The sequence below is a fragment of the Arthrobacter sp. TJ-254 genome, assembly GCF_058269175.1.
In genome coordinates this window covers 210692-217632 of sequence record NZ_JBZCNF010000006.1, presented here as the reverse complement: position 1 = coordinate 217632, position 6941 = coordinate 210692, and the positions used below count along the sequence as shown (strand labels likewise).

Here is a 6941-nt window from a genome sequence, read left to right as displayed (position 1 = left end):
CCCCCCCCCCCCCCCCCCCCCCCCCCCCCCCCCCCCCCCCCCCCCCCCCCCCCCCCCCCCCCCCCCCCCCCCCCCCCCCCCCCCCCCCCCCCCCCCCCCCCCCCCCCCCCCCCCCCCCCCCCCGCCGCTTGTGCCTGCCATCCCGTTGCCGGGGAACACCGGCCTGCCCGTACAATCGGATAAACGAAGCTGGCTTACGATAAGGACTGCGTGCATGACTGGGGAGACACTGGCGGGTGGCCGCTACGCCCTGGGCCGCCGCGTGGGGGCCGGCGGGATGGCTGACGTATACATCGCGCGGGACATCCGGCTCGACCGCGACGTCGCCGTCAAGGTGTTCCGGCCGGGCACGGCCGACGGCATTGCCCGCGGCTCAGCGGAGGCCCGGCTGCTCGCGGGCCTCGACCATCCGGGCCTGGTGCGGGTGCTCGACATGGACACAGGGGAGCGGCCGGGCGACAGCGCCTACCTCGTCATGGAGTACATTCCGGGCCCTGACCTCGGGCAGCTGCTGCGCGGGGGCCCGCTCGACCGTGAAGGGGTACGCCATCTTGGCCTTGACCTCGCGCGGGCGCTAAGCCACATCCACCAGCGCGGAGTGGTGCACCGCGATATCAAACCATCGAATATCCTCACCCGCGACGCCGACCCGGACAGCGGGATCTTCACCTACCTGTTGACCGATTTCGGCATAGCGCGCTTCTTCGACGGCGGCGGCATGACCGCCACCGGGCAGGTGATCGGCAGCGCCGCGTACTTCAGTCCGGAGCAGGCACGCGGGGACGCCGTGGGCATGGCGACGGACATCTACTCGCTGGGGCTGGTCCTGATCGAAAGCCTCGCCGGCGAACGCGCCTTCCCGGGCACCGGCGTAGAGAGCGCTTTGGCCCGGCTCCAGCGCAGCCCGTCCATACCGGCGTCGGCCGGTCCGGAGCTGACCGAACTGCTTGCCGCGATGACACTCGACGACCCCGCGGCGCGCCCCGACGCCCAGGCTGTTGCCGCCGCGTTCGGCGCGCTGCACGCGCGCCCGGGGCCGCCTCCCGTGCTCCCTTCGCCGCCTGTCCCCGCGGTGCCGCTCACGTCCCCGACGAGCGTCCTGCGGCCGCACGGGGCAGCGGCGGCCCCCGCGGAAAGTGCCGCTGACGCAACGGCGCCTTCACCGGCTGCCGGCGCCGCGGCCGCAACGGCACCGCTGAGGGGCGCCGAGCAATCAGCGCCGGTTGGCAGCGGCTGGGCGGAACCGGCCACCGAGGCTTTCGAGCGGGTCCACCAGGACGCCGCGGGGCACCCCCCGGCCACCCGCGCCCTTCCAGGGCACCCGCCCGCGCAGGCTCCCCGCGCCGGCGGCCCGGAGGTTCCAGCGGGGTATCCGGTGGGGCTCCAGGGCGGCTCAGGGCGCCGGCCGCAGCTTCCGCCGCTGACGGTTGACGACGACGGTGAAGCCGAGTGGAACCGAGCTCCGCACGCGGACCCCGTCGCGGGCGGCTATTCGACGGGCGGCCCAGCCCGAGGGGGCGTCGTCTCAGGAAACCCGGCCCAGGGTTCCCGGCAACCGCGCGGAAACGCGGCGGGAACCGGGGGCAGGCGCAGGGGGGCCCGGGTGGGTTTAATCCTGATGGCGGCCGCGCTGCTGGTAGTCGCCGTGCTCGCCGCCGCCGTTACGCTGGTCCCCGAAAGGCGCGCCACGCCCGAGCCGCTGCCCGCGGTGTCGGGGCCGGCCGGTGAAAAGCTCAAGGAACTCTACGAAAGCGTGACTCCGTGAATCCCAACGCTCCGCACCGCCGCCCGCGGCGGCTCGCACTGACCGCAGTCCTCGCCGGAGGCCTCCTGCTCCCGGGCTGCGGGAGCCCGGCCCTTGACCCGGCCGCCGCGGAGGGGCTCCAGGCCGCCGTCCGCGAAGTAGCCTCACTGGCGGCATCCGGTGACGAGGCGGCGGCGATAGCGCGGGCGGAGCGGCTGCGCGGCGACGTTGACACAGCGCAGGCCGAGGGGTCGGTTTCACTGGACCGTGCCGCGCGCATTACGGCGCGCATCGACGAGGTGATCGAGTCGCTCCGTGCGGCGGGGGACGACGCTCCCGCGCCGGTCGAATCAGCTCCGCCGGCTCCGGTTCCGGTGCCGACTCCCGAGCCCGAAGTACCGGCACCCGCGCCCGCGAACCCGGAACCGGGCGTCGAGGAACCCGCGCCCGCCGAGCCCGAGGCCCCGGAGGAGGATCAGCCGGACCCGGGCAGCGGGGACTCCGACGAGGATAAACCTGACAAGCCGGACAAGCCGGACAAGCCGGATAAGCCTGACAAGCCCGACCTTGACTCGTTCAAGAAGGAAATGCAGGAGAAGTTCGACAAAGCCGGAGAGAAAGCGGCAGAGAAAGCGGCAGAGAAAGCAGGGGAAAAGGCCGGGGAGAAAGCCGGAAAAGACAACGGCTGACCCTCCGCTGCGGCGGTCAGTCGCGGATTGCCGCGATCACCGTACCGGCCGAGACTGTGTCTCCCGCTGCGGCGGTCAGCCCCGCGACAGTGCCTGACTTGTGGGCGGTGAGGGGCTGTTCCATCTTCATCGCTTCGAGCACGACGATCAGGTCTCCCTCCGAAACCCGGTCGCCATCGGACGCGGCGACCTTCACGATCGTGCCCTGCATCGGCGAGGTGAGTTCGTCTCCGTTGGCCACGACTGCCCCGGCACGGGGCCGTGTTGACTTCCGGGGCTTGCCTGGGGCGGCCTGCCGGGGGGTGCCCGCGCCGAGGCCGGCCGGGAGCACGACTTCGAGCCGCTTCCCGGCAACCTCGACGGTGATGCGCTGCCGGGCATCGTCCTCGGGTGCCGAGGGATCGGCGCCGTCGGGAACCCAGGGCGCGATCCGGTTGTCGAACTCGGTCTCGATCCACCGGGTGTGGACCCGGAAGGGCCCCGCCGAAGGGGCGAACGCAGGGTCGGACACGACGGCGGCGTGGAAGGGCAGTACCGTCGGCATCCCCTCGATCTGCATTTCGGCAAGTGCCCTGCGTGAGCGCTGCAGGGCCTGGTCGCGGGTGGCGCCCGTGACGATGAGCTTGGCGAGCATTGAGTCGAAGTTCCCGCCCACCACCTCTCCGGCTTCGATGCCGGAATCAACGCGCACGCCCGGGCCGGAGGGCAGCCGGAGGGTCTGTACGGTGCCGGGGGAGGGCATGAACCCGCGGCCGGCGTCCTCGCCGTTGATGCGGAACTCGAAGGAGTGGCCCCGGATCTCCGGGTCCGGGTAGCCCAGCGCTTCACCGCGCGCGATCCGGAACTGCTCGCGCACCAGATCGATTCCGGTTACCTCTTCGGAGACGGGGTGCTCGACCTGCAGGCGCGTATTGACCTCGAGGAAGGAGATGGTGCCGTCCTGGCCTACGAGGAATTCGCAGGTGCCGGCACCCTGGTAGTTGGCTTCACGGAGGATCGCCTTCGACGCCGAATAGAGCCGCTCGTTCTGCTCGGGGCTCAGGAAGGGAGCCGGTGCCTCCTCAACCAGTTTCTGGTTGCGGCGCTGCAGCGAGCAGTCACGCGTCGAGACGACGACGACGTTGCCGTGGGCGTCGGCCAGGCACTGGGTTTCGACGTGGCGCGGGGCATCCAGGAAACGCTCAACGAAGCATTCGCCCCTGCCGAACGCGGCGGTGGCTTCGCGGACGGCAGATTCGTAGAGTTCGGGGATTTCCTCGCGGGTCCGGGCGACCTTGATGCCGCGTCCGCCGCCGCCGAACGCGGCCTTGACCGCCAGCGGCAGCCCGAATTCGTCGGCGAAGTCGAGGACTTCCTGCACGGATTCGACCGGGTCCTTCGTGCCGGGCACCAGGGGCGCGCCGACGCGTTCGGCGATGTGGCGGGCCTGCACCTTGTCACCAAGCTTGGAGATCGACTCGGGGGAGGGGCCGATCCAGGTGAGGCCTGCATCGAGAACGCGCTGGGCGAACTCCGCGTTCTCGGAGAGGAACCCGTAACCGGGGTGGATGGCGTCGGCGCCGCTGCGCCGGGCCGCCTCCAGAATGCGGTCCATGACCAGGTAGGAGTCGGTTGCCGTGTTGCCGCCGAGCGCAAAGGCCTCGTCGGCGAGGCGCACGTGCAGCGCGTCGCGGTCGGGGTCCGCATAGACGGCGACCGAGGCGATCCCCTCATCCTGCGCCGCCCTGATCACCCTCACGGCGATCTCGCCCCGGTTGGCGATCAGGACCTTCGTGACGGAGGCCGGGCCGGCAGGGGACGTTGCGGTGTGGGGGGCTGCAACAGGCTGCTGTGCTGCTCCGGAGGGGGTCTCACTCATGGGGTTTCGTGCTCCTTCGTTCCTGTTCGGAGCCTAGCGTCTATTTGTTGGATCCGCCTATAAACCGTGGCCATGGCGCGTGTTGTGCCCCCTTCCTTTGTAGGGATGCTACAAAGCCCGGCTCACACGTCAGTCGGAGGCGCCCACAGGTCCGTGATTCCCACGCCTGCCTCGGCGAGCAGGTTCCGCAGCGTCGAGATGCTCAGCCCGACCACCGCGTGGTGGTCGCCCTCGATGCGGTCGATGAAGGCTCCGCCCAGGCCGTCGATGGTGAACGAGCCCGCACAGTGCAGCGGCTCGCCGCTGGCGATGTAGGCCTCGATCTCCTGCTCGGAGAGGGCGGAGAAGTGGACCGACGCGGAGGTGACGGCGCCGACCCCGGCGCCGTCGCCGCCGTCCCGGTTGTCGATGAGCCAGTGGCCCGAATGGAGCACCCCGGAGGATCCGCTCATCCGGCGGATGCGCGAGCGCGCCACCTCGGGAGTGTAGGGCTTGCCGTGCGCTTCCCCCTCGAACTCGAAGATCGAATCGCACCCGATCACCAGCGCCCCGCCGGCGGCAGGCACGGCCGCCACCGCCTCCGCCTTCGCCCGGGCGAGCAGCAGGGAGGTGTCGTGCGGGTTCAGCTCCCCGGCGGCAGCGGCGACGGCGTCCTCGTCGACGTCGGAAACCAGTACGTCGTGCGCGATGCCGGCCTCACGCAGGAGTTTGCTGCGGGCGGGGGAGGCCGAGGCGAGGATGAGGCGCTGAGTCATCCCCCTACCCTATGCACCGGTTCCGGCGCGGTCCTAGCCGAGCAGCGCACGCCGCAGCGTGTCAAGGCCGACCGAGCCGAGGTTCAGGGCCCTGGTGTGGAAGCTCCGGAGGTCGAAGGCGTCCCCCTCGCGCTGCCGGACCTCGTCGCGGATCTGCTCCCACAGCCGCTGGCCGATCTTGTAGGACGGCGCCTGGCCGGGCCAGCCGAGGTAGCGGTTGAACTCGAAGTTCAGCTGGCCCTCGCTGATGGCGATGTTGCGCCGCAGGAAGTCGTACCCCTTTTCCGGGGTCCAGGTTCCGGTGCCCCACCGCTCGGGGACTTCAAGCTCGAGGTGCACGCCGATGTCGAAGACAACGCGGGCCGCCCGCATCCGCTGGGCGTCGAGCATGCCAAGGCGGTCCCCGGGATCGTCGAGGAAGCCGAGGTCCTGCATGAGCCGCTCCGCGTAGAGGGCCCAGCCCTCGCCCTGGCCCGACACCCACACGGCATTGCGCCGCCAGGAATTGAGCAGGCGCCGCTGGTAGACCGCCGTGGCGATCTGCAGGTGGTGGCCCGGGACGCCTTCGTGGTAGACCGTCGTTGTCTCCTTCCACGTGGTGAAGGAGTCCTCTCCCTCGGGCACCGACCACCACATGCGGCCCGGCCGCGAGAAGTCGTCGCTTGGCCCGGTGTAGTAGATGCCGCCCTCATGGGTCGCGGCGATCCGGCACTCGAGGGTCCTCATGATGTCGGGAATGTCGAAGTGCACTCCGGCAAGGGTCGCGACCGCACGGTCGGAGAGCTCCTGCATCCAGGACTGCAGGGCGGCAGTGCCCTGGAGTTGGCGCGCATGGTCCTCATCGAGGAGCCGCATCGCCTCCTCGATCGATGCGCCTTCCCGGATTTCCGCGGCGACAGCTTCCTGCTCGGCGATGATCCGGTCGAGCTCCTCGACGCCCCACTTATATGTTTCGTCGAGATCGACGGCCGAGCCGAGAAAGAGCCGCGACATGAGGGAATAGTGTTCCCGGCCCACCGCATCCTTCTCGGGGGCGGCGGGAAGCAGTTCCTCCTGCAGGAAGGTTCCGAGATCGCGGTACGCCTGCCGGGCCGACTCGGCGGCGGCACGCAGCTCGGCGGCAAGCGGCCCGGGAAGCTGCCCGTCCTCGGTCACCGCGCCGGCGGCGAAGCTGTCGAAAAAGCCTCCGTCACCGGCGTACCGGGAGGCCTGCTCGATGACGTTGAGGACCTGCCGGCGGGCGGCAACGATTCCGCGGTCCCGGGCGGCGCCAAGGGAGGAGGCGTACTGCGAGAGCGCCTCCGGCACGTTGGCCAGCCGGCCGGCGATGAAACCCCACTGCTCGGCGGTGGCCGTGGGCATGAGGTCGAAGATGTCGCGGATCTCCTGGGCGGGCGACTCAAGGTTGTTGAGTTCGGCGAGGCGGAGGCCCGTTTCGTGGATCTCGAGTTCAAGGCCGAGCCGCTCGCGCATCGCGTCGAGGGTGACGGCGTCGACGTCGTCGGCCGGCTCGAGGCCGGAGAGGCGTTCAAGTGCCTCCCGGGCAGCCTGTGCGAGCGCCTCAAGGCCGGCGGGGGAGAAGTCCCGGTATTCGCTTTCGTGGCCGGAGACCCCGAGCACCGTGGCGAAGCCGGGGTTCAGTTCGATGAGCCGCTCGGTATAGGACTCGGCGACGGCGTCGACCGCCGTCGGCTGGCGCACGGCGGCACCGGCGGAGCCCGGGTCGGAGGAGTCAGGGGCAGGAGTGGTCTCGTTGTTCACAGCCCGAGCCTAGCGCCGTCCGTTGCCCCGGGCTACGGGTCGCCCGAAAAACCCCCACAGTCCCGGCGCGGCCGGGTTGCACCGTCTGCGGCCGATGAACCCCGCGCGCCTCGATGAGCACCTAGGGTGGGGGA

Annotated in this window: 5 protein-coding genes; 2 read left to right on the top strand and 3 right to left on the bottom strand. The window is 70.8% G+C overall.

Annotation, left to right across the window (positions count from 1 at the left end; genetic code table 11):
• The first annotated feature begins 214 nt into the window (after window positions 1-214).
• A complete protein-coding gene (locus AC4D14_RS17305; protein ID WP_490903902.1) occupies window positions 215-1765 on the top strand; it encodes a serine/threonine-protein kinase in 1551 nt (516 codons plus the stop codon).
• Window positions 1762-2433 carry a hypothetical protein gene (locus AC4D14_RS17300; protein ID WP_490903901.1) on the top strand — a complete coding sequence of 224 codons (672 nt, stop codon included), beginning with the start codon at window positions 1762-1764 and terminating at the stop codon, window positions 2431-2433. The genes AC4D14_RS17305 and AC4D14_RS17300 overlap by 4 nt, the downstream gene beginning before the upstream one ends.
• 16 nt (window positions 2434-2449) lie before the next feature.
• Here the strand turns inward: AC4D14_RS17300 and AC4D14_RS17295 are convergent, their stop codons facing one another.
• The 3 genes from AC4D14_RS17295 to AC4D14_RS17285 form a co-directional block, all read right to left on the bottom strand.
• Window positions 2450-4291, bottom strand: a complete 1842-nt coding sequence (locus AC4D14_RS17295; protein WP_490903900.1) for an acetyl/propionyl/methylcrotonyl-CoA carboxylase subunit alpha — start codon at window positions 4289-4291, stop codon at window positions 2450-2452.
• 122 nt (window positions 4292-4413) lie between these two features.
• Window positions 4414-5046 carry a Maf family protein gene (locus AC4D14_RS17290; protein WP_490903899.1) on the bottom strand — a complete coding sequence of 211 codons (633 nt, stop codon included), beginning with the start codon at window positions 5044-5046 and terminating at the stop codon, window positions 4414-4416.
• Between the two features lie 33 nt (window positions 5047-5079).
• On the bottom strand, window positions 5080-6807 hold the full coding sequence (locus tag AC4D14_RS17285) for a DUF885 domain-containing protein (protein ID WP_490903898.1): 1728 nt from the start codon (window positions 6805-6807) through the stop codon (window positions 5080-5082).
• Between the last annotated feature and the right edge of the window lie 134 nt (window positions 6808-6941).

Bases quoted from the DNA above. Each gene is read 5' to 3' on its own strand.
- AC4D14_RS17305 (WP_490903902.1), top strand. From the start codon at position 215: ATGACTGGGGAGACACTGGCGGGTGGCCGCTACGCCCTGGGCCGCCGC.
- AC4D14_RS17295 (WP_490903900.1), bottom strand. From the start codon at position 4,291: ATGAGTGAGACCCCCTCCGGAGCAGCACAGCAGCCTGTTGCAGCCCCC.
- AC4D14_RS17290 (WP_490903899.1), bottom strand. From the start codon at position 5,046: ATGACTCAGCGCCTCATCCTCGCCTCGGCCTCCCCCGCCCGCAGCAAA.